General features: G+C 67.9%; 21 protein-coding genes. 10 read left to right on the forward strand and 11 right to left on the reverse strand.

All coding sequences use genetic code 11. The annotated features are described in order from the left end of the window. The first annotated feature begins 119 nt into the window (after positions 1–119). Positions 120–1,922, forward strand: coding sequence for a sensor domain-containing diguanylate cyclase (locus tag HT578_RS07150; RefSeq protein ID WP_213503173.1), 1,803 nt, complete (start codon positions 120–122; stop codon positions 1,920–1,922). Positions 1,923–1,924: 2 nt separating this feature from the next. Here HT578_RS07150 and HT578_RS07155 read toward each other — a convergent pair whose 3' ends face one another. Further along, positions 1,925–2,977, reverse strand: coding sequence for a Leu/Phe/Val dehydrogenase (locus tag HT578_RS07155; protein WP_213503175.1), 1,053 nt, complete (start codon positions 2,975–2,977; stop codon positions 1,925–1,927). Positions 2,978–3,102: 125 nt separating this feature from the next. Between HT578_RS07155 and HT578_RS07160 the strand changes: the two genes are divergently transcribed. After that, positions 3,103–3,564 carry an Lrp/AsnC family transcriptional regulator gene (locus HT578_RS07160; protein WP_039391263.1) on the forward strand — a complete coding sequence of 154 codons (462 nt, stop codon included), beginning with the start codon at positions 3,103–3,105 and terminating at the stop codon, positions 3,562–3,564. Positions 3,565–3,705: 141 nt separating this feature from the next. Here the strand turns inward: HT578_RS07160 and HT578_RS07165 are convergent, their stop codons facing one another. The 3 genes from HT578_RS07165 to HT578_RS07175 all read right to left on the reverse strand — a co-directional run bounded on the left by HT578_RS07165 (position 3,706) and on the right by HT578_RS07175 (position 8,397). Next, positions 3,706–4,923 carry a spinster family MFS transporter gene (locus HT578_RS07165; RefSeq protein WP_239026604.1) on the reverse strand — a complete coding sequence of 406 codons (1,218 nt, stop codon included), beginning with the start codon at positions 4,921–4,923 and terminating at the stop codon, positions 3,706–3,708. Positions 4,924–5,032: 109 nt separating this feature from the next. Further along, entirely contained in the window at positions 5,033–5,902 is an 870-nt protein-coding gene (locus HT578_RS07170; RefSeq protein ID WP_213503186.1) for an alpha/beta fold hydrolase, read from the reverse strand. A 128-nt stretch (positions 5,903–6,030) separates the two neighbouring features. After that, entirely contained in the window at positions 6,031–8,397 is a 2,367-nt protein-coding gene (locus HT578_RS07175) for a TonB-dependent receptor (protein ID WP_213503187.1), read from the reverse strand. A gap of 133 nt (positions 8,398–8,530) precedes the next feature. On the opposite strand from HT578_RS07175, the gene HT578_RS07180 reads away from it, so the two are divergent. Next, positions 8,531–9,190: a TetR/AcrR family transcriptional regulator gene (locus HT578_RS07180; protein ID WP_039392401.1), complete on the forward strand. Its 660-nt coding sequence runs from the start codon at positions 8,531–8,533 to the stop codon at positions 9,188–9,190. 107 nt (positions 9,191–9,297) lie between these two features. Continuing rightward, a complete protein-coding gene (locus HT578_RS07185; RefSeq protein ID WP_213503190.1) occupies positions 9,298–9,945 on the forward strand; it encodes a L,D-transpeptidase family protein in 648 nt (215 codons plus the stop codon). Positions 9,946–10,052: 107 nt separating this feature from the next. On the opposite strand, the gene tilS is transcribed toward HT578_RS07185, so the two are convergent. From tilS to HT578_RS07210, 5 genes are all read right to left on the reverse strand, one after another. After that, a complete protein-coding gene (gene tilS, locus HT578_RS07190) occupies positions 10,053–11,048 on the reverse strand; it encodes a tRNA lysidine(34) synthetase TilS (RefSeq protein ID WP_213503192.1) in 996 nt (331 codons plus the stop codon). Then, complete coding sequence (locus tag HT578_RS07195; protein ID WP_213503194.1) at positions 11,029–12,036, reverse strand: tetratricopeptide repeat protein; 1,008 nt, start codon at positions 12,034–12,036, stop codon at positions 11,029–11,031. Before HT578_RS07195 ends, tilS begins: the two co-directional genes overlap by 20 nt. Before the next feature lie 136 nt (positions 12,037–12,172). Next, positions 12,173–13,279, reverse strand: a complete 1,107-nt coding sequence (locus HT578_RS07200) for a helix-turn-helix domain-containing protein (RefSeq protein WP_213503196.1) — start codon at positions 13,277–13,279, stop codon at positions 12,173–12,175. 245 nt (positions 13,280–13,524) lie between these two features. Beyond that, positions 13,525–15,801 carry a phosphoenolpyruvate--protein phosphotransferase gene (ptsP, locus tag HT578_RS07205; RefSeq protein ID WP_039391252.1) on the reverse strand — a complete coding sequence of 759 codons (2,277 nt, stop codon included), beginning with the start codon at positions 15,799–15,801 and terminating at the stop codon, positions 13,525–13,527. 158 nt (positions 15,802–15,959) lie between these two features. Next, positions 15,960–16,115: a YdcH family protein gene (locus HT578_RS07210; protein ID WP_084592079.1), complete on the reverse strand. Its 156-nt coding sequence runs from the start codon at positions 16,113–16,115 to the stop codon at positions 15,960–15,962. Positions 16,116–16,337: 222 nt separating this feature from the next. Between HT578_RS07210 and HT578_RS07215 the strand changes: the two genes are divergently transcribed. The 6 genes from HT578_RS07215 (at position 16,338) to HT578_RS07240 (ending at position 21,379) form a co-directional block, all read left to right on the forward strand. After that, on the forward strand, positions 16,338–16,535 hold the full coding sequence (locus HT578_RS07215) for a YdcH family protein (RefSeq protein WP_039391250.1): 198 nt from the start codon (positions 16,338–16,340) through the stop codon (positions 16,533–16,535). A 199-nt stretch (positions 16,536–16,734) separates the two neighbouring features. Continuing rightward, positions 16,735–17,256, forward strand: a complete 522-nt coding sequence (locus HT578_RS07220; protein WP_213503198.1) for a DUF1465 family protein — start codon at positions 16,735–16,737, stop codon at positions 17,254–17,256. 71 nt (positions 17,257–17,327) lie between these two features. Next, a complete protein-coding gene (locus HT578_RS07225) occupies positions 17,328–18,215 on the forward strand; it encodes an MBL fold metallo-hydrolase (protein WP_213503200.1) in 888 nt (295 codons plus the stop codon). Between the two features lie 104 nt (positions 18,216–18,319). Beyond that, entirely contained in the window at positions 18,320–19,036 is a 717-nt protein-coding gene (locus tag HT578_RS07230) for an adenylate cyclase (protein WP_213503202.1), read from the forward strand. Between the two features lie 174 nt (positions 19,037–19,210). Next, a complete protein-coding gene (gene nadA / locus HT578_RS07235; protein WP_039391245.1) occupies positions 19,211–20,203 on the forward strand; it encodes a quinolinate synthase NadA in 993 nt (330 codons plus the stop codon). Between the two features lie 3 nt (positions 20,204–20,206). After that, complete coding sequence (locus HT578_RS07240; protein WP_213503204.1) at positions 20,207–21,379, forward strand: nitrilase-related carbon-nitrogen hydrolase; 1,173 nt, start codon at positions 20,207–20,209, stop codon at positions 21,377–21,379. On the opposite strand, the gene HT578_RS07245 is transcribed toward HT578_RS07240, so the two are convergent. Continuing rightward, complete coding sequence (locus tag HT578_RS07245; RefSeq protein ID WP_213503211.1) at positions 21,365–22,243, reverse strand: MBL fold metallo-hydrolase; 879 nt, start codon at positions 22,241–22,243, stop codon at positions 21,365–21,367. The genes HT578_RS07240 and HT578_RS07245 overlap by 15 nt on opposite strands. A 5-nt stretch (positions 22,244–22,248) precedes the next feature. Then, the gene (locus HT578_RS07250; protein ID WP_213503213.1) at positions 22,249–22,791 is read right to left on the reverse strand and encodes a pseudouridine synthase; all 543 of its coding nucleotides are present in this window, start codon (positions 22,789–22,791) and stop codon (positions 22,249–22,251) included. Between the last annotated feature and the right edge of the window lie 64 nt (positions 22,792–22,855).

The raw sequence follows: 22,855 nt of genomic DNA on the forward strand, positions 1-22,855 counted from the left end.
TGCCAATTATGGAACTTTCCGGGGCCTTATCGGCTTTCCCCGAGGGGAACGCACGGGACTTTCCAACGCTCCGCAAATCTGTTTAGTGGGAATTAACTGCCCCAATGCGAAACGCCCTTATGCAAAACGGCCAACGTCTTTCGACTCATGTGGGCATCTGGCCTGCCCTGGTCGGCGTTGCCTATTTTGCCTGTGCGGCCATCGCCCTCAAGCTGACCGAAGGCACCGATGGGATCGCCACCGTCTGGCCCGCGAGCGGCATTTCGATTTCCGGACTGCTCCTGTGCCGCTCCGCCCAGCGGCCGGCCATGTTCCTCGCCATCGCCCTCGCCAGCTTCGCGGCCAATCTCTATGCCCAGATCCCGGTCGTGGAGATCGCGGCCTTCACCACCGCGAACACGCTGGAAGCGGCCATCGGCTATTTCTGCATCCGGGAAATCAATCGCGAGCGCGAAACGATCTACAGACCCTTGAGCGTCGTGCAGTTCTGCATCGCCGCGCTCCTGACCGGCACGCTGAGCGGCGCCATTGCCTCGGCGCTGACGGGCGCGGGACTGTCGATCATGTTCGTCTCCTGGGCGACCACGGTGAGCCTTGGCATCATGATCGTGGTGCCCCTCATCCTCAACATTGCCCACGGATATTCCGCGAGCCTGCTGCGCCATCCGCGGCTTCTCCTCACGCCGGTCCTGATCCTCGCGACCGTTGCCGTCGTCAGCTATGTGGTGTTCCACCAGAGCACCTTCCCGCTGCTGTTCGTTCCGCTCATGGCGGTCATCATCGCGACCTACCTGATCGGCCCGAACGGCGCGATGACGAGCATCCTCATCATTGCCGTCATCGGCTCGAGCCTGACCCTGACCGACAGCGGGCCGATCCACCTGATGCGCGACCGCAGCCCCTTTGCGGCTACCTTGTTCATGCAGTTCTACCTGCTCGTACTGCTGCTTTCGGCGCTTCCGCTGGCCGCGCTCCTGGGCGCGCGCGACCGGGTCATCACCGAGGTCAGCCGCGCCAACCGCTGGCTGGAGATGTCCGAGCACTTTGCCCATGTCGGCCACTGGCGGCTCGATCTGGCCAAGCAGAAAGTGTTCTGGTCGGACGAGGTGTTTCACATCCACGGGCTGGAGCCGGGTCCCAACCCGCCGCTTGAGGGCGCGATCAACTACTACCATCCCGATGACCGACCCAAGGTGGAGGCCTTCCTCGCCAAGCTGGTGGAAACCCACGAGCCCTTCGATTTCCAGGCCCGCCTGTTCACCGTCCAGGGAGAGGAACGCTACGTGCGCAGCCGCGGCGATGTGGAGCGCAACGCCGCGGGCGATGCGGTGGGCCTGTTCGGGATCTTCCAGGATGTGACCGAGACCACGATTGCCAACCTGCGGCTGGCCGAGGCGCGCGAACTGGCCGAGAAGCAGGCGGACATGGCGATGCTCATGGCCCAGACCGATGCCCTCACCGGCATCGCCAACCGGCGCAGCGCGCTCAGCTTTCTGGAAACCGAGATGCGTCACGCGCTCGAAGACGGCACACCGCTCAGCGTCGCCATCCTCGACATCGACCATTTCAAGAGCATCAACGACCGCTACGGCCATGGCACGGGCGATGCGGTCATCCGCAAGACGGCCGCCCTGTGCAGCGGCGCGGTGCGCTCTTCCGACATGGCCGGACGCATTGGCGGCGAGGAATTCGTGCTGATCCTGCCGGGCGCCGACAGCGCCACCGCGCAGAACGTGGGGGAGCGGGTGCGCGTCTCCATCGAGACCGCGGACTGGGGCGCCGATGGCCCCGACTCGGTCACCGCCAGTATCGGGGTCGCCACGCTCAAGGGGACAGAAGGCGCCGAGCAGCTACTTGCCGAAGCGGACGGCGCCCTCTACCGGGCCAAGCGCGAAGGTCGCAACCTCCTGCGCGCCGCCTGAATTCAGGCGGTTTCCGCGACCTCGGGGCGGCGCATCTTGGCTTCCGCCTCACGGTCCGCGACCGCCGAGCTGGTCAGGCCTTCCGCCTCGGCCATCTCCAGGATCCCGGCCGTGCGCGGCCCGATTGCCAGCACGCGGCCACGCACCTGGTCTTCGCTTTCACCCAGGTATTCGGCGGCCACGTTGATGATGCCGCCCGCGTTCACGACGTAGTCGGGCGCGTAGAGGATCGAACGCGCCGCCAGCGCCTGCGCCATCTCGGGGGTGGCAAGCTGGTTGTTGGCCGCCCCGCACACGAGCCCGGCCTTGAGGCCCGCGACGGTTGCACCATCGAGCGCGCCGCCCAGCGCACAGGGCGCGAAGACATCGCAGGCGATCCCGGCAATGGTGTCGATCGAGGCCAGCTGCGCGCCCAGTTCCTCGGCGAGCGCGGACGCACGCGCGCCGTCGATATCGGCGAGGACGAGCTTTGCACCCTCCTCGGCAAGCAGACGCGCGAGGCGACCGCCCACACTGCCTACGCCCTGCACCGCCACGGTCGTTCCCGCCAGCGAGCCGCCGAAGCGCAGCTTTGCCGCCGCCTTCATCGCCTCGAACACGCCCAGCGCCGTCCACGGCGAGGGATCGCCGCCCGCAAAGCCGGGACGCGCCGTACGCCCGGCCACGTGGCGGGTGTTGGTGGCGATGGCTTCCATGTCGGCAATCGTCGTGCCCACGTCCTCGGCGGTGACATACCGCCCGCCAAGGCGCTCGACCGCCTCGCCGAAGGCTTCGAACAGGGCCTTGCGGTCGAAGTCCCCGGCGGGACGGCGGATCACCGACTTGCCGCCCCCCAGCGGCAGTTCGGCCGAGGCGTTCTTGTAGCTCATGCCTTCGGCAAGGCGCATCGCGTCGGCAAGCGCCGCCTCGGGGGCATCGTAGGTCCAGAACCGGCAGCCGCCCGCCGCGGGGCCGCGTGCGGTGGAGTGAATGACGATGTAGCCATCGAGACCGGCCTTGGGATCTTCGAGGCGGATGCATTCTTCGGGTACGCTGCGCGTGGCGGCGACAACCATCGTATCACTCCTTTGCTTGGGAGACCGCCTATAGCGTGTGCGCCACGGAAAATCTTTTCTCATTCCGGCCCCGTCGAGCCTCCCAGTGAATGGACCATCCTCCAGAAGGGACTATATAGGTCAATATGACCGAGCTTGACGCCTATGAGCGAAAAATTCTCCGCGAGCTGCAACGCGACGCCAGCCAGACCACGGCGCAGATCGCCGAGAAGGTGGGCCTGTCTGCATCCCCCTGCTGGCGGCGCATCGACCGGCTTGAACGCGAGGGCGTGATCGTGCGCCGCGTGGCCATCATCGACCGCGAGAAAGTGGGGCTCAACGCGCACGTCTTCGTGCAGGTCAAGCTCAACGCCCACGGCCGCGCCAACCTCGACGAGTTCGCCGCACAGATCCGCGACTTTCCCGAGGTGCTCGACTGCTACGTGATGATGGGCTCGATCGACTTCATGATCCGCGTCGTCGCCGAGGACATCAAGGCCTACGAGCGCTTCTTCTTCGGCAAGCTCTCGCAATTGCCCGGCGTGCAGGAAGTGAACTCGATCGTGGCGCTCTCGCAGATCAAGTCGACGACCGAGCTACCGATCTGAAAAGATGGAGAGAAGTGATTGCTTCAAGGGGCCATCGCCCCTTGCCCCCAAAACGGGCGACCTCACCTCTCTCACGCCGCGGTGCGCGCGTAAGGTGAGGTCGACAGTTTGGGGATTCCGAGGGCGATGGCCCTCGGGCTCCTACTTTACTTCGTCCACCCACTCCCGGCGCAGAAACGGCCCGGCCAACGCCATCAGCGTGGCGGCGACAAGGTAGAGCACCAGCGCGAAGAGCATCGACATGCGCAGCGCCTCGCTCCCGTAAACCGGCGTCAGCGCGGTCGAGAGCGCGCCCAGCGCATAGATCCCGCCACCAAGCCCGATGAGGTTGTTGATGAGGAGGAAGAGCGCCGAAGCGGTCGCGCGCGCGGGTGGATCGACCAGATGCTGGATCGCCGAAGTCACCGGCCCCAGCCAGACGTAGGCCAGCGCCTGGGGCACGAGGAAGAGGAGAAAGGCCAGCGGCACGCTCGAGGTCCAGATCCCGGCGGCAAAGAGCGGCACCGCGACGGTATAGGCCATCGCCGGAACCCAGCCGTAGAAGGCCCGGTCGGCCTTGCCCAGCTTGTCGGCCAGGATACCGCCCAGAAGGACGCCCACCGTTCCCCCGATCAGCAGCACCGCCCCGATGAACCAGGAGGTGTGGACAAGGTCGAGCGCGAAGCTGCGCTGGAGGAGGCTCGGCAGCCAGAACGCGAGGCCATAGCCCAGCATCGAACTGGAGGCCGCGCCGAAGCTCAGCAGCCAGAACGCCTTCTTGCGCGCAAGCACGCGGGCCACCGCGCCCAGCGTGGGTGCAGCCGGGCCCCGGTCCGCCACGGCGGGCTTGGGGCGGTCGCGCACCACGAACTTGAAGGCGGGCGCGATGAGGAGGCCGCACAGGCCCACCACCGCAAAGGCCGCGCGCCAGTCCACCGTCGCCGCGACATAGCCACCCGCCAGCACGCCGGCCGCCGAACCCAGAGGAATGCCCAGCGAGTAGATCGAGAGCGCGAAGGCGCGCCGCTCGGACGGGAAGTGGTCGCCGATCACCGCGTAGGACGGCGCAACGCCGCCCGCCTCGCCGATGCCCACACCAAGCCGGGCCAGGAAGATGTGCCAGAACCCCTGCGCCAGACCGCACATGGCGGTGAACAGGCTCCAGCACACGAGCGAGCCGGTGATGACCCAGGAGCGGCTCGTGCGGTCCGCCAGCGAGGCCAGTGGCACACCCAGCGTCGAATAGAGGATCGCGAAGGCGAGCCCGCCCAACAGGCCCATCTGCGCGTCGGACAGGTCGAGATCCGCCTGGATCGGCGCGGCGAGGATCGCCAGGATCTGCCGGTCCACGAAATTGAAGATGTAGACCAGCAGCAGCATCGCCAGCACCAGGTTGGGCGACGCGGCCTTGCGCTCCCCCAGTGCGGAAGCAGGTGCGGAAGCGGGTGCGGGTGGGGGCGCGGCGCGGGAGGTGTCCAGTGTGGCCATGTCAGCCCATGTGCTCCTTGCAGAAGGCGGTGATCGCGGCGCGCGCGGGCGCCTCGTCGAGGATCGGGGCATGGCCCACGCGCGGAACTTCCACCGCTTCATAGGGCCCGGAATGACGGCTGGCCATCTCGGCAACGGTCGCCGCGCTCAGGAGGTCCGAAATCGCGCCGCGAATGACCAGCACCGGGATCGCATCGAGCGCGTCCCACAAGGGCCACAGATCGGGCGGCACCACGGTCGCATCCTCGCCCGACACGCCCTTCGAGATTTCCGGGTCGTAGGCAAAGGAGACCGTCCCGTCCGGGTTCTCCACGCAGGTCCGGCGCGCGAAGGCCATCCAGTCCGCCTGCCCGAAATCGGGAAAGGCCGAGGAATTGATGGCCCGGCACCGCGCGGCGGCCGCATTCCAGTCCGCCATGGGACCACCCGGCCCGACATAGCCCTGGATGCGGGTCAGGCCCTCGGCCTCGAGAACAGGGCCAATGTCGTTGAAGACCATGGCCCTGGCAAAGCCCGGGCGCATCGCCTGCATGACCAGCGCCATCAGCCCGCCCATCGAGGTGCCGATCACGCCGCAGTCCTCAATGCCCAGTCCGTCGAGCAGCGCGAACATGTCCGCGCAGTAGATGTCGGGCCGGTACTGCGCCGGGTCCGGGTCCCACTGCGAGAGCCCGCGCCCGCGCTGGTCGGGCACGATCAGGCGGTACTCGCCTGCAAGATAGGCCGCGACCGGCGCGAAGTCGGCGCTGTTGCGGGTGAGCCCGTGCATGAGCAGCAGCACGGGCGCGTCGGGGCGCGCGGCCGGATAGTCGCGCGCGACCAGATCCAGCCGCCCACAGGCGCTGCGATAGCGGTGGAGCGCGTAGTCCATCGTTGGGATATCCTTTCCTGGCAAAGCCCGTCCCTCGTCCGGTCTGGTCCGGTCCGGCCGCGCGGCATGCCCCCCAGCATCGCCGCCCAGCCGGACCGGTAGGCCCTGCCTCTAGTGCGTGTCTACGTTCAGAATTCCAGCGACGCGGTCACGAAGACCTGCCGCGGGTTGCCGTAGAACGCGGTCAGCGTGCCCTCGGTGCCCAGCGTCGGGGTCAGCGGGCTCGCCAGCGCGCCGGTCAGCGGATCGGCGGCCATGAAGGTGTAGCCCGAGGTCTTGTAGCGCTTGTCGGTCAGGTTCTTGCCGTGGACGCCCAGGCTCCAGTTCCCGCCGGGCGCGGTGTAGACGATGCTTGCATCGATGAGCGCATAGGAGCCCTGGTCGAGGTAGGGGTTGGGCACCTCGAACTGGTAGGTCTTGCTGCGGAACGAGAGGGTCGAGCTGAACGAGAGGTCGCCATCGCCGACCGGCGTTTCGTAGCCCAGCGTACCGCTGCCGGTCCATTCGGGCGTGTTCTGGATCTTGCGGTAGTCCGAGACGTCGGTCGGAACGCCCGCGATGAGGCCCTCGTACTCGGTGTAGCGCGCATCGATCCAGCCCAGCGATCCCGCGAAGGTCAGGCGGTCACCCATGCCGAGGAAATCGCGGGCAAGCGTGGCGTTGGTCTCCAGTTCGATACCGTCGATCTTGGCCTTGCCCGCATTGGTGATGACCCCGCAGAAGGTCGGAATGCCGTCCACCGTGCAGCCCGCCGAGCCCGGGATCTGGACGTCGCTGTAGTCCATGTGGAAGGCCGCGAGCGCCACGTAGAGATCACCGCCGAAGAGGTTGCCCTTGTAGCCGATCTCGTAGCTGTTCACCGTTTCGGGATCGAAGCTCAGGTAATCGGCGATCTCGCCGTCGCTGGGAATGCCCCTCGGGTTGCTGGTCGGCGCGTTCACGCCCACGCCGCGCGGGTCGAAGCCGCCACCCTTGAAGCCCTGGCTGAAGCCACCGTAGATGTTGTGGTCAGGGGTCGGCTTGAACGAGAGCGAGACGCGCGGGGTGAACTTCTTGAAGGTCGCCGAGCCCGAGAAGTTGGTGCTCGCCTCGCCGAAGGGAATGCCCGCGCCGCCAAAGACCGGCGAGCCACCGCCGAGGTAGTTCTGGCGCAGGATCGAGGCCGAGCGCTTGTCCCAGGTGTAGCGGCCACCGCCCGACAGGCTGAGCTGGTCGGTGATATCGAGGGTGAAGTCGGCAAAGGCCGCCCAGGTGTCGGTGTCGACATCGGCCTGGGTGAAGGCGGTGAGGCCGTCAAACGCGGTGAACAGGCGCACGTCGAACTGGGTGTCGGCGGTGGCGGTCAGGTAGTAGAAGCCGACCAGCGCCTGGAGCGCGCCGCCGTCATCGTACTGCAGCTGGAATTCCTGGCTCAGCTGTTCGTTGCGGTAGTAGGCCGGGACGTCGAGGTCGACCGCGGGCAGCGCGTCGAAGTCGATCGGCGAGGCGCTGGAATCCTTGCGCCAGGCGCTGATCGACTTGAGCGTCAGCGTGTCCGAGAGGTCCGCCGTCGCGTTCATCGAAAGCCCATAGGCCTCGACGTACTGGGCCGGGTCCATCAGCCCGCCGCGGGTGTCGTAGACATCGTCCAGCACCGGCGCGCCGCTCGAAAAGCCCGGGATCAGGCGGTGGCCGCCGCGCGCGTTGGAATTGTCCTTGGTGTAGTCACCCGAGATCTTGATGAGCACCGGCTCGCCGTAGCCGCCGATCTCGAGGCTGGCGCGTCCCGCCCAGATGTCCTTGTTGTAGTTTTCCTCTCCCGTGGTGAGGTTGTCGCCAAAGCCGCCGCGCGAAAGACGCGCGAACGAACCGCCCACGCGGACAAGGTCGGTCAGCGGCGTCGAGGCCGTCACCACCACGTCGGCCTGGTCGTAGGTACCCAGCGTCCCGCGCACCTTGATCGAGGGTTCCATCGGCATGTTCCGGGTCACGTACTTGACCGCACCGCCAATGGTGTTGCGTCCGTAGAGCGTACCCTGCGGCCCGCGCAGGACCTCGATGCGCTCAACGTCATAGATGTCGAGGACGGCGGCCTGCGGACGGTTGAGGTAGACATCGTCAAGGTAGATGCCCACGCCCTGCTCGAAGCCCGAGACCGGGTCCTGCTGGCCGATACCGCGGATGAAGGCCGACAGCGTGGAGTTGGTCCCGCGCGAGGGTTCGAGCGTCACGTTGGGGGCCGACTGGGCGATCTCGGTGACATCGAGCGCGCCGGTCTTGGCAAGCTGCTCCCCGCTGAAGCTGGTCACCGCGATGGGCACATCGACGAGGCGCTCTTCGCGCCGGCGGGCGGTGACGATGATCGCGCCGCCGGTGGCCTCGGGCGGCGTTTCGGCCTGTGCGGGGGCGGCCTCCGCCTCCTGTGCGGTGGCCGGAGCCGAAACGACAAGAGCCCCCAACCCGGCGAGAAGCGCCAGCGCACTCACCTCACGAACGCGGAATCGCGCCTTGTTCATAGCATTCACTCCCAATGAACCAATTCTTGTTGGGCTCTGCTTATTGATACTTGAACCGGGTTTCAACTCCAAAGATTTGCCAAGGCTCGCAAGAGCCGATAGCTGTGGCTTCGTGAGCACAGAAAAGCCCCCCCTGGAGGATCCGAACGGCGCGCCGTCCCCCACCGAAAATGGCGCAAACCCGCCAGCGGACAAGATTCCGCGCACCGAGCGCGGGCGCAAGACGCGGCGCAAGCTGCTCGACGCGGCGGCCATCGAATTCGGGGAACGGGGCTTTCACGAGGCCTCGATCACCTCGATCACGCAGCGCGCCGGAACCGCGCTGGGCAGTTTCTACACCTATTTCGATTCCAAGGACGAGATCTACCGCGCGCTCGTCAGCGACCTCAGCGCGCGCGTACGCGAAGCCGCGCGCGAGGCCCGGCGCACCGAGCTTCCCGCGCTGGAAGCCGAGCGCGTGGCGCTCACCAACTTCCTCAAGTTCGCGAACGAGCACAAGGAGATCTACCGGATCATCGACGAGTGCGAGTTCGTCGATCCCGCGACCTTCCGCGCGCACTACGAAGGCACCGCGAGCCGCATCACCGAGCGCCTCGCCGACGGGGTGCGCAAGGGTGAGTTGCGCGCCGACGTGGAGGAAGCCCACGCCTGGGCGATCATGGGCATGAACGTGTTCCTGGGGCTGCGCTACGCCGTGTGGACACAGGACCGCAGCCCCGCCGAAGTGGCCGAGATCGCGAACGCCATCCTGCGCGGCGGGATCACCGCGCACGGTGACGACCCGGCGGGGTAAGGCCCCTTTCCCGCTCCGGGACACCCGGCGCCAAGGCACTGGCGCACAGGCGGGCGATCTGCGATCAGGACCGGGTAGACAGACCCCACACGAAGTGACCCGCCGACGTGAGTTCCCGCCTTCTCCTGCTTTCCGGCCTTGGCGCCATCGTGGTCATCGGCGGCGTGCTGACGCTTGTAGGCCGCTCGGATCCGGCGCCTGAGGCCTCGCCGAGTCCGGTGGAGGTTGCCAAGGTCGAACCTGCGCCAGCGCCAGCCCCAGCCGAGCCCCCTGCCCCCGCGCCGGACGAGCCGTTCGTCATCAAGCGCATCCTCCCCATCGAAGGCCCGATCCGCTACGGCGAATGGCATTGGGACGAGGACGGCGTGCCCGATGGCCCGCTGGTCATCACCGTGGACCTCGACGCGCGCGTGCTCTCGGTCTTTCGCGGCGGCTACGAGATCGGGGCGACGGCCGTTCTGCTCGGCAGCCAGGAAAAGCCCACCCCCACCGGCGTCTTTCCCATTACCGAGAAGGACATCGACCACGTCTCGAACATCTACACCGGCGCGCCGATGCCCTACATGCAGCGCCTGACGAACGACGGCGTCTCGCTGCACGGCTCGCAGGTGGAAAAGGGATTTGCCAGCCACGGCTGCGTGGGCATGCCCGATCCCTTCGCGGCCAAGCTGTTCCAGATGACCAAGCTGGGCGACAAGGTCTACATCACGCGCGGCAAGCACGTGGGCATGGGGGACAGCCTCGTCGAGGGGTAGGACCTGATAGAATCGGCGACCTCACCACGCTCAGCCAAGGCAGCCCGCGCAAGGTGAGCTAGACAGTTCGGGGAGCCCGAGGGCAATGGCCCTCGGATATCCCTCTTCTAACTCTTCACCGCCCGGCGCGGCGCCTTGGCAAAGCTCCACCCGCCCGCGTTGGGTCGCACGACAAGATTGCCGATAGAGGCAGGCTCGCCCGCGCACAGCGCCTCGAACAGGCGTGCAACGGCGCTTCCGCGCGGTTCCTGTCCGTCGAGTTCGGTGACGATCCGGGCGACCACGCGCAGGGCCACCGCGCGCGGGGCCTGCGGCTTGTAGCGCAGCCCCATCGGCTCCTTCTTGAGGCACGAGCGGTATTCGAGGTCCGCCATCCACGCGAGCGCGGCGTCCGCTTCGGCCAGGTGTGCGGCGCTTTGCGCGACCGCCGAAACGTCGATCCAGTCCGCCTGCGCCAGCGCCTTGCGCAGCCGCACCCGGTCGTAGCGCTCGTTCGCGTTGCTGGGGTCCTGCGCGGCCTCGACCCCGGCCGCCTCGACGATCTGGGCCAGCTCGCTGCGGCGCCAGCCCAGCACCGGGCGCAAAAGCGGGATCTGCGTCTCGGGTACCCGGCCGAGCGCACGCGTTCCGGCAAGTCCGGCCACTCCACTCGCGCGGTTGAGGCGCATCAGCAGTGTCTCGGCCTGGTCGTCGGCGTGGTGGGCCGAGAGGATCGCGGCCAATTGCCGCTCCTCGACCCAGGTCGCCAGCGCGGCGTAGCGCGCGGCGCGGGCCATGGCCTGCACGTTGCCCTCGGCCACGGTAACGGGGAGAATGGCATGGAGCACGCCCAGCGTCGCGCAGAGCGCCGCGACATCGGCGGCCTCCTGCGCGCTTTCGGGGCGCAGGCCATGCTCGACGGTCGCGGCCTCGACCCGGCCCGGAAAGGCCGCGGCGGCGAGCAGCAGCAGCGCGGTGCTGTCCGGCCCGCCCGAAACCGCAAGGCCCAGGCGCACGGCCTCATCCGCCAGCGCCCAGCCCCACAGCGCGGTCAGATCGGCGCGAAACCGATCGACCGCCTCGGGAGCCGGGACCAGCGCGGGATCAGTTGCAGTCAAGCCCATTGCGCGTGGTGGAATAGAGCGAGCCCAGACGTCCGGCCGCTTCGGAGGCGTAAGTCTCGCTGAATTCGGCCAGCGCGATGCAGGCGCGCTTGGTGTCCTTGAGCTGCTTCATCGCGATGCCCAGGTACAGCAGGCTGTCGGCCGCGCGGGCGCCCTGCTTGTCGGCCTGGTAGTTCTGGAGGAACCACTTGGCCGCTTCGGACGGGTTCTTGTCGTCGAGCCAGGCGCGGCCCAGCAGGTTGCGGCCATAGCTCGCCATGCGGTGGTTGGGGTACTTCTCAAGGTAGATCTTGAGCTGCTGGCGCGCCTCGGGGAAGTAGCCCGCGTCCCACAGGCGGAAGCCGTAGGTGTACTCGTCCTCACCCGCATCGGCGGTCTGCGGCTTGACGATCGCCTGCACGCCCTGCGCGCGGGCGCTGGTGGCAGGCGCAGGCTGGGTCGGAGCAGGCTGGGCGGGCGCAGGCTTTGCAGCCGCAGCCGAAGCCGAAGCCGGGGGCGTCTTGATGACCCCGCCGCTCATCGCCGACAGGTTGTTCTGCGAGGCGCTGACCGGCTCTGCCTGTGGGGTGCTCTGGGGCGCGGGCGCGGCGGCAACCGGAGCCGAGGCGGCGACCTTTTCCTCCAGGAGGGCCAGGCGGTTGCTGTTCTGCTCAACCTGCGAGGTCAGGCGCGCCATCTGCGATTCCACCGCTTCCATGCGGTTCAGAAGATCGCTGACCGGCGTGCTCGTGGCCGTCTGGGGCTCCGGCGATCCGGCGGCGGGCGCGGTGATCTGGGGCTCGAAGAAAGTGCCGCTGCCGCCGGGGAAGACCTTGCGCTGGAGCGCGCTCACTTCCTTCTCGACCTTGCGCAGGCGCGCGTCGGTGCTGTCCTGCGCGGCCACCGAAACCGGGCTCACGCTCGCCACGAGCGCGACGGCCAGTGCGGCCAGGGCCGAGGTGCGCGGCAGGCGGCGGAGCACCTGTGTCTTGGTGGGATACGCAATCATCGCCTAATTCTTCTCCGTCTCTGGGCCCCTGAGGCCCGGCGGCTGCAACCATGGGCGCCCGGCATCGAACAGGGGATGAACCACGGGCGACAGGCCCCCTGCTTGCCGCAAGGCACCTGCACCTGTCGAGGCTGGCTTATTCGGAAGTCGTGGATACCGTGGTCGGGCTCGGGCTTGCGTTGCCGGTCGGCAGGATCGAGACCGGGCCGCCGCTCTCCTGCGTGGCCGGCGTGCTCGGGCTCGGGCGGGCCGTGGCCGGACGTGCAGCAGCCGTGCGGCTGGGCGCCGGGCTCGGGCGCGCCGTGGCCGTGCGGCTCGGCGTCGGGCTGGGACGCGGGCTGGCCGCCGGACTGGTGCGCGCGGTCGGCGTCGAGGTCGCGCGGGGCGCAGGCGTGCTCGCAGCCGTGGGCGTGGACGTTGGGGCGGGCGTGGCGGCCGGACTCGAGGCGGGCGCGGGAGCGGTGCTCCCGAGCAGATCGCGCGGCGCGAGCGAAACCCCCGAGACGGTCTCGGGCTTGTCCGAAAGCGCAGGTACCGCGGTGCCGCCCACGGTGATCGCAAGGGCGTCGGGACGCGCGGTGCGCAGCGTGGGCGCGTCGGCATCGGCGGGCACGGTCCAGCTCTCGCCGCGCGCCAGCACCGTTTCCACCAGAGTGGCGCCGCTGCCATCCGAGACGCGCAGCCAGACCTGGTCGGCGTTGGCCGTCAGCACGACCGGCCCGGACGGGACCGCGGCCGAAGGGGATGGCGCGGCGACAGCCTGCGCCGGAGTGGGCGCCGCGCTCGGTTCATCGCCGGGCAGAAGCGAGGGCAGCTCGCCTTCGGGCGAGAACACGCTGCTCCAGAAATAGAAGACGAGGCCGATCACCAGGACGACCGCGCCGCCCGCCAGCCAGGCGAGGCCGCTGGAGGGCACGCGGGCGGGATCGCCGGGCTCGAAACTGGGCTGGGTGACCGGCGCATAGGGCTCGTGCGCGTCAAGCTGGGCGCGCACCTTCTCGGCGATGACCTTTTCATCGAGCCCCATCGCACGGGCATAGGCCCGCGAGAAACCAACGGCATAGGTGCGCGCGGCGAGGTCCTCGAAACGGTCCTCCTCGATCGAGAGAATATGGCGCTCGGCAACCTTGGTGCGCGAGGCGATGTCGGCGCGACTGAGACCGGCCTCTTCGCGGGCCTTGAGCAGGGTCTGGCCCGCAGTGAGGGGCTGCGAGGTCGGTTCGGGTGTTTCCACGTTATCCATTAGGCTCCGAGGGGCACGAGCGGCGATCAGAACACGGTCTGTCTGCGCGCGCTAACCAACCTTTACGACACGACAAAGTCAATCGAAGAGGGCCTCTGGAACCAAAAAGTTTTAACACCTTCCCACCATCGCGCGCCAGGACGTGCAATTTGCACGCCTGCCGTTCGCATTTCCCGCTCTTGCGCCGCGTGCGAGCCATGACGGTGCACAGGCCGCACGAAAGGATCACTTGGGATCACCAAGGATCAGTCGGTGAGAAGCCCGCGTGCCGAGGCCCAGGCGTGCATCGTCTCGCGAAGGTTGGCGGGCGGCTCGGCCAGCCAGCCGCGCATCGCGGTCTCGATCTCGCCCAGATCGGTCTTGCCGACAAGGTCCTTGATGCGCCCGACCGAGGCCGGGGTGATCGAAAGGCGATGGATGCCCAGCCCCAACAGGGCCAGCGCCTCCAGACGGCGCCCGCCCATCTCGCCGCACACCCCGATATCGACGTTGCTGCCCTCCAGCGAAGTCACCACCCGGCGCAGGAAGCGCAGGATCGCAGGGCTGAGCCAGTCGTAACGCTCGGCCAGCTTGGGGTTGGAACGGTCCGCGGCAAAGAGGAACTGGGTCAGATCGTTGGTGCCGATGGACAGGAACGAGATCTTGGGCGCGAGGATGTCGAGCTGCTCGGCCAGCGCGGGCACCTCCAGCATGACGCCGTAGCGGATCGCCTCGGGCAGCATCCGCTTGGTCTTGCGCAGGTACGCCAGTTGGCCCTCGAACACGGCCTTGGCCTCGTCGAATTCCCAGGGTTCGGCGACGAGCGGGAACATCACGTTGAGCTCGCGCCCTCCGGCCGCTTCGAGCAGCGCGCGCGCCTGGACCTTGAGCAGGCCCTCGCGTTCGAGCGCGACGCGCAGCGCGCGCCAGCCCATCGCCGGGTTCTCCTCGCCCTCGCCGTCATCATGGCGCAGGTAGGGCAGCGTCTTGTCACCGCCGATGTCGACGGTGCGGAAGACCACCGGCTTGGAACCCGCCGCATCGAGAACGTCGCGGTAGAGGCGCGTCTGGCGCTCGCGCGCAGGGAGCGTGGCCGAGACGAGGAACTGGAACTCGGTGCGGAAGAGGCCAATGCCGTCCGCGCCGGTCAGGCTGAGATTGGCGATATCGTCGCGCAGGCCCGCGTTGATGCGCACCTGGATGCGCGTGCCATCCTTCGTGACCGGCTCGACATCGCGCATCGAGGCGTAGACCGCCTGCTTCTCGCGGTTCTTGGCAAAGCGCGCCTCGAACGCTTCGATCGCGCCCGGCGAGGGGCGGACCGTGGCCATGCCCTGCTCGGCATCGAGCAGCAGCGTATCGCCCTCGCGCACATAGCCGCGAAGGCCCCGCACGCGGCCCAGCACCGGAATGCCCATCGCCCGCGCCACGATCACCACGTGGCTGGTGAGCGAGCCTTCTTCCAGGACCACGCCCTTCAAACGCCGCTTGTCGTATTCGAGGAGCTCGGCCGGCCCCAGGTTGCGCGCGATCAGGATCGCATCGTTGCGCAGGCCCAGCGAGGCCGCCGTGCCGATCTGGCCCGAGACGATGCGCAGCAAGCGGTTCGCCAGGTCCTCCAGATCGTGCATGCGGTCGGCCAGGAGCGCGTCGTCGATCTGGCGCATGCGCATGCGGGTGCGCTGCTGCACGCGTTCGATCGCGGCTTCGGCGGTAAGGCCGGAATCGATCGCCTCGTTGATGCGGCGCGTCCAGCCTTCATCGTAGGCGAACATGCGGTAGGTCTCGAGCACTTCCTCGTGCTCGCCGCCCACGCCGAACTCGGCCTGCCCGGCCATGCGGTCGATCTGCTCGCGCATCTTGTCGAAGGCGAGGATCACGCGCTGGCGCTCGGCCTCGGTGTCCTGGGCGACGATGTGCTCGATGGTGACGCGCGGCTGGTGGTAGACCGCCGTGCCCTGTGCCAGTCCCTTGACCAGCGGCAGGCCGCGCAGCTGCTCGGGGGCGTTGTGCGTGGGATCCAGCGAGGCGGCGTAATCGTCGTCAATCAGACCTGCGTTGGTGATGAGCTCGGAGAGCACCATCGCCACGGTCTGCAACGCCTCGATCTCCACTTCCTCGTAGCGACGCCGCTCGACATGCTGGACACCCAGCACGCCCACGGCCCGCTCGCGCCGCACGATGGGCACGCCCGCGAAGGAGTGGAATTTTTCCTCGCCCGTTTCCGGACGATAGGAGAAGTCGGGGTGCGCGGCGGCCTCGGCCAGGTTGAGGGTCTCGATCTTCTCGGCAATCGTGCCGACGAGACCCTCGCCAATGGCCAGGCGCGTCACGTGGACGGCCTCCTGGGCCAGGCCGCGCGTGGCGAAGAGTTCCAGCATGCCCTCACGCAGGAGGTAGATCGAGCAGACCTCCGAATGGAGGCTCTCCCCGATCACTTCCACGACCGTATTGAGCTTGGCCTGCGCGTGTTGGCGCGAGGCCATCACCTCGTGAAGGCCGGTGAGGATGTTTCGTGCTGCGTCGACGGCTCCGCTGGTCATGCCTTGGGGAGTACCCCAAACGCGGGCGTTTGGAAACGCGGTTGGAGCGCGCAAATCGACCCAGCTATGGATAAGGCCTCCGTTTCCGGAGGAGCTTGTCCCAAAACAGGGCTGGAAACCGCCGCGTCACGCGCGGCGCGAGGCCCAGCGCGAAGCGTTCAGCCCCGGCCGATCTCCTCCTTGATCATCAGCTTTCGCTTCTTGAGGGCCTGTATCACCACGGCATCAGGCATCGGGCGGCTCAATTCGTCGTGAAGCCGGCGATCGATACCGGCGTGCTTGAGCTGCAAGGCGCTGACGTGAGAACTTTCCATGAATGGTGTCTCCTCTTTCGTGGATACGCGATCCCTCTTTCCGGTGGCCCGGATTGGCGACTCGGTTCTCAGGGACCGGCGCAATCGAAGGGAACCACATTCACAGCATCTTGCGAAGTCCGGGATTGCTACATATCGGTGAGTTGCGTGAAACCTGCGTCAGGCCGGATTCACCAATCGCACTGCACAAACGGGCCCATTCTAGCGTTCGAGGAATCCGCCGTGACCGAAGAGGAAATGCGTAAACGGCTGGAAATCCTGCGGATCGAGCACCGCGATCTCGACGCCGCGATCGATGCCCTGCGCGCGGCAGGCGGCACCGACCAGCTGCAGATCGCACGCCTGAAAAAGCGCAAGCTGGGCCTGAAGGACCAGATCAGCCACATCGAGGACTACCTGATTCCCGACATCATCGCCTGAGATGCTCCGCAATCCGGCGCGCGACTCTCGGGGCCCTGTGAAAAATCAGGGCAACGTGAAAAATCAGGGCAAATCCGCAATAAAGGTTAAAGTACGTCAACCTTAAACCGTGCCAGTCAGGGACACATGCCCTGTCCAGCCGGCGTTTGCGTACCTTTCCCATTGCCCCTGATTCGCGCATGCGAAATAGCTGTTGGCCATGACCCACACGCTGGCCATCTGCCCCCGCATCGTGGAGGGCCTCTACCGCGAGGCGCTCGCGCTGTCGGAAGACGTGCGCGGGACTTTCTCCGCGTCTGGGCAGATGTCCGGCCAGCTTGCGCCCCCGGCCCGGCCGACATCCGGCGCGAGGACATCCTCCACCGACGAGGACCGCATCCGCATCGCCTACTCGCGCGTGGGCCTCGCCACGACCACGCGCATGATGCACGCGATTGCCTGGCTGCTGCAGCACCGCGCCTACTTCATGGGCGAGATCGGCGCGGAGCAGCTGCGCCGCCACGGACGGCTCGCCCAGGACCTGCGCCATGCCCGCGAGGGACGCGCCGACGACGAGACCCTGCTCGATGCCGGGATCACCCGGCTCGTCGCGCGCACCCGCACCTTCTACGCGCGCCTGGAGCGCCTTGACGAGACCTGGAGCCTGTCGCGCGAGGAAGCCGCGGCGGCCAGCGCCATCGAGCGGCTGCGCCAGCGCATCGAGGGCCGCCTCGCCAGCTGAGTGCCCGGCGCGGCTCTTTTCGCCGGCCGACACGCCTCGACATGCGCGCCCCAAGCCCCCATAGCGCCTCCATGCAGAGCGACGCGGAACCCGAGCGGCCTTATGCCCTGGCCGAGACGATTGCCCCCAAGGTACGGCGCGTGCTCGCGCGCAATCCCTCGCCCTTTACCTACACCGGCACCCAGACCTACCTCGTGGGCGATGGCGCCGAGGTTGCCGTGATCGATCCCGGCCCGGCGCAGGAAGAGCACATCACCGCGATCCTCGACGCGCTGGGCGAGGCCCGCCTCACAGCCATCCTGTGCACCCACACCCACCGCGACCACTCCCCCGCAGCCGCGCCGCTGAGCGCGCGCACGGGCGCCCCCATCATCGGCTGCGCGCCGCTCACGCTGGAAGACGACGGCCCGCGTGCCGATGCGGCCTTCGACGCCGACTACCGCCCCTCCCGCGTGCTCGCCGACGGCGAGAGCATTTCGGGCGAAGGCTGGACGCTCACCGCGGTTGCGACACCCGGCCACACCTCCAACCACCTGTGCTTTGCGCTGGAGGAGACCGGCGCGCTCTTCACCGGCGATCACGTCATGGGCTGGTCGACCAGCGTCGTCTCCCCGCCCGATGGCGACATGAGCGACTACCTCGCCAGCCTCGCGCGGCTCTACGAGCGTACGCAGGACACCATCTACTTTCCCGCGCATGGCCCCGCGATTACCAAGCCCCACCAGCTCGTGCGCGGGATGCTCGGCCACCGCCGCAGCCGCGAGCGCCAGATCCTGCGCCAGATCGAGGCCGGCAACACCACCATCCCGGCCATGGTCCCTGCCATGTACAAGGGCGTCGACGAGCGTCTGTGGCCCGCGGCAGGCCGCTCCGTGCTGGCCCACCTCATCGACCTGGAGCGCCGCGACCTGGTCCTGCGCTGCGGCGATGCGTGGCGTTTGCCCGAGGGAATCGCTTGACAGCACCCCGGCGATAATTGCGAAAATGTAAAACAGGATTTCGCAAATCGCACGAGTTGGCGTACTCTGCCCCCAGAAAAAACCGAAAAACTGGGGGAAGACATATGGCAAGCCTGGCACCTGCCAAGACCAAGGCACTGAGCTTCTGGCAAAAAGTCGCGCTGGGAATCGCGGCGTTCGATCTCTTCGCGTTCCTGCAATTTACCGCGCGCGGATTCGCCGATGTCGGCGCCGCGCCGCTGTGGATCCATCTTCACGCCGCCGCGATGCTCGCCTGGCTCGGCTTCTTCGTTCTCCAGCCCACGCTGATCGCACGCGGCGACGTCGCCCGCCATCGCCAGACCGGGGCCATCGCTCTTGTCCTCGCGCTCGGCGTCGTGGTTCTGGGGACCTACTCCACCTACATGAGCGTGGCGAGCCGCCACGTGCCCGGCTTCTTTGCGCCGTCGTACTTCCTGACGCTCAACACCATCAACATCGCGACTTTCGGTGCGCTGGTGCTGGGCGCGGTGGTCGCGCTTGGGCGTGACATCACGGCGCACCCGCGCCTGATCGTGGGCGCCAACGTGATGATCCTGGAGCCCGCGCTGGGGCGTCTCCTGCCCTTCCCGCTGATGCAGCCCTGGGGCGAATTTGCCGTCATGGTGCTGCAGCTGGGCGTCCTGGCTCTGGTCGCACGCCACGATCTGGCCCAGTTCGGGCGGGTCCACCGCGCCACGCTGGTCTCGCTTGGGGCCGTGGCCTTCTCGCACACCCTGGTCGAGATGATGGGCCGCCTCCCCGCCGTCCACGCGCTGGCCGAACGCATCGCGCAAGGCTAAGCCCTGACAGGAGCGCGTCCACCTGGCGGCCAGGCCGCCACCCGCCGCGCCCTTGCGCATTTTTCCCTTGGGTCCTTGCACACCCGCCCCTAAGTAGGCCGCAAAAGGGGATCGGACTGGCGCAGGCGCGCCGCGAACCGAGACGCCCGGACAAGGACCGAAGGGAAATCCGCCATGACTGCCATGCCTGATCGTGCCGATCTGAAGGGCCTCGATCTGCGGGCCGAGATCGAGCGTCTGCGCAAGGAGCGCAACGCCGTCATCCTCGCCCACTACTACCAGAAGCCCGAGTTGCAGGACCTGGCCGACTTCGTGGGCGACAGTCTGGAACTCAGCCGCAAGGCCGCCGAGACCGACGCGGACGTCATCGCCTTTTGCGGCGTCAAGTTCATGGCCGAAGTCGCCAAGATCCTCTCGCCCGAGAAGACCGTGATCCTGCCCGACATGGAAGCGGGCTGCAGCCTCGAAGACTCCTGCCCGCCTGAAAAGTTCAAGGCGTTCCGCGAGGCCCACCCGGACCACATCGCGCTCACCTACATCAACTGCTCGACCGAGGTGAAGGCGCTCTCGGACGTGATCGTGACCAGCTCCAGCGCGGAGACGATCCTCCAGCAAATCCCGGCCGACCAGAAGATCATCTTCGGCCCCGACCGGCACCTGGGCGGCTACCTCTCGCGCAAGTTCAACCGCGAGATGCTGCTCTGGCCGGGCGTGTGCATCGTGCATGAGGCCTTCAGCGAGACCGAGCTTCTGAAGCTCAAGGCGCAGCACCCCGGCGCGCCGATCGCCGCACATCCGGAATGCCCGCCGACCATCGTCGACCACGCCGACTACGTGGGCTCGACCAGCGGTATCCTGAACTACGCGAAGGCGATGGAAGGCGACACGCTGATCGTGGCCACCGAGCCGCACATCATCCACCAGATGGAACGCGCGCTGCCCGGCAAGACCTTCATCGGTGCCCCCGGCGCGGACGGCAACTGCAACTGCAACATCTGCCCCTACATGGCGCTCAACACCATGGAAAAGCTCTACATCGCGCTGCGCGACCTGGAGCCGAAGATCGAGATCGAGGAAACCCTGCGGCTCGATGCCAAGAAGAGCCTCGATGCCATGCTCGAAATGGCCTCGGGCACGGTCGGCAAGGGCGACCTGGGCACCCGCTGAGACATGCCCGCCCGCCGCACCGTCCTGCGTGAAGGCGCCTTGCTGGGCGCAGGACTGGCTGCGGGCGCTCCCTTCCTTTCCGCCACGTCGCGCGCGGCTGTGCCCGGTGCCATCGCGCCCTACACGGCGGCCTGCGTGCAGACCCGCGTCCTTCCCACCTGGTCCTCCAGCGGCGCACCGCCCCCCGAAGCGCGGACCGCCAATGTCGAGACCGTCGCTGACGCCATTGCACGCACGGCGGGCGAGAGCGGCGCGAAGCTCCTCGTCTTTTCCGAATTCTGCCTGCAGATGCCGCTCGTGCGCCTCTCGCCGGAACAATGGGAAGCGGGCGCGGTGGATCTTGCAGGCCCCGAGATCGCCCGGCTTCGCGCCGCCGCGCAGCGCGCGGGCGCCTACGTCGTCCTCAATCCTGTCGAGGCCATCGCCGCGTTTCCCGGGCGCTACTTCCTGACCGGGCTGCTGCTCTCCCCCTCAGGCGAGATCGCGCTCACCTACCGCAAGCTTTACGACCTCACCAGCAAGACCCGGCCGAGCGACGTCCTGCCGCAATGGCGCGACCTCTATGGGGACGATTCGCTGTTTCCCGTGGCCGACACGCCGCTGGGCCGGATCGGGCTGACGGTGGGGACCGACGCCAACTGGCCCGAGATGGTGCGCAGCCTGGCCTTGCGGGGCGCCGAAGTGGTGGCCACCTGCCTCGCTTCGCCCAACGTCACGCCCAGTTCCCCGGCACAGCGCGCCGCGAACGCCCCTGATGCCAACGACCCGGCGCTGCCCGTCATGGCCCGGCGCTTGCGCGCCTATGAGAACATGGCCTACATGCTGACCGCGAACCTGGGTCCGGTGGGGGAGGCAGACGGCAATCCTCTCGGGGCCATGCAGCCGAGCGAAATCGTGGACTACCACGGCAACGTGCTCGCCGCCTCGAGCGATGCAAGTGCCCGCGCGATCACAGCCACGCTCGACATCGAGGCCCAGCGTCGCGCGCGCTGCACGCCCGGGCCTGCCAACGCGCTGCTCCAGCTCCAGAGCGGTCTGCACGCACCCGACTACGCCGCCGCGCGCTTTGATGCGCCGCCCGCGCCCGGCGAGGATCACGCACAGGCCCAGCGCGCACGCATCCGCGATCTCGTCGCGCGCGGCGTGCTGACCGCGCCCGCCTCAGGGCTGCCCTGAGGCCGCTTCCTGTTCCAGCTGCGCGTCGAGCGCCGCCCCGAAATGCGCCGAGAGCGCTTTGCACGGCTCCGCCCCTGTCGCGCCCGCCGCTTGCGCATGGGCGGGATGGCGGCTGAGCACCTGGTCACAGGGAAGCCCCGCCAGGCGCGCCAGCCCGTCGCGGAACGCGGCCAGCGCCCCGGCATTCTCGGGCGCGGAATAGCGGTAGGTGCCATCGGTGCGCGAGGTCAGGCTGGCCGCCGCGACAAGGTTGCGGCAGCCGTCCGCGTTCGCGCAGCTTTGCCAGGACCAGGTGAGGCTGCGTGGCGTGTGGCCGGGCGTCGCGTGCGCGGTCAGCTCCAGAGCGCCCAGACGCACCACCTCGCCATCGCCGACCACCGTGACCTCAGGCACCGGAGCATAGGTGAAGAGCTCATCCAGTTGCGGATCGCTGCGGGTCGAATGGCCTGCGCGCAGCACCTCGGCCCCCGCGGCACTGGCCAGCACTTTCGCGCCGCTGTCGCGGGCCAGTGCGGCAAGGCCGCTGGCGTGATCGTAGTGCGGCTCGGTGCTGAGGATCAGCTTCACGTCGGCAATGGCATAGCCGATCTGTTCAAGGTGCGCCTCGATGACCGGGGCCCACTGCGCAAGCCCGGCATCGATCAGCACGAGCCCTGCCCCGCTGTCGATCAGCGTGACCGCAAGCGTGGGCGAGCCCAGCGACCAGGTCGCCCCATGGACGAGACGCGGCGGCCCGGGCTCCCCGAAAGCTTCGGCATATTGCAGCGCAACGGGCCGGTTCAGAGGGTCCTCCCCGTCCTGCGCGAAGGCCGGGCCTGCGAGGACCAGCCCCAGGGCCGCGGCAAAGGCAACCCTTGCGCGCATCCCCCTCACGCCTCGCGCCATTCGCCGTTGGCGATGCCCTCGAGGCTCCAGTCCCCGATGCGCCAGCGCACCAGCCGCAGCGTCGGGTGGCCGACAGCCGCGGTCATGCGCCGCACCTGCCGGTTGCGGCCCTCACGGATAGTGAGCTCCAGCCAGCAGTCGGGCACCGACTTGCGAAAGCGCACAGGCGGGGTGCGCGCCCACAGGTCCGGCTCGTCGATCCGGCGCACGTCGGCCGGGCGGGTCATCCCGTCCTTCAGCATCACGCCCTTGCGCAGCGCGGCGAGCGCGGCCTCGTCAGGCTCGCGCTCGACCTGGACGAGATAGGTCTTCTCGGTCTTGTACTTCGGGTCCGAGATGCGCGACTGCAGCCACCCGTCGTCGGTCAGGAGCAGGAGCCCCTCGCTGTCGCGGTCGAGCCGCCCGGCAGGATAGACACCGGGCACGTCGATATAGTCCGACAGCGTCGCGCGCGGACTGGCCGAGCGGGCATCGGTGAACTGCGAGAGCACGTCGAAGGGCTTGTTGAACAGGATGAGGCGCGCCATCGCGAAAAGGGGTCTCCGACCGGATTGGGGGGGGAACAAGCGTGTGCTTTCGTGCACTTTGCCG

The organism is Novosphingobium decolorationis, assembly GCF_018417475.1.
GTDB classification, from domain to species: Bacteria; Pseudomonadota; Alphaproteobacteria; order Sphingomonadales; family Sphingomonadaceae; genus Novosphingobium; species Novosphingobium decolorationis.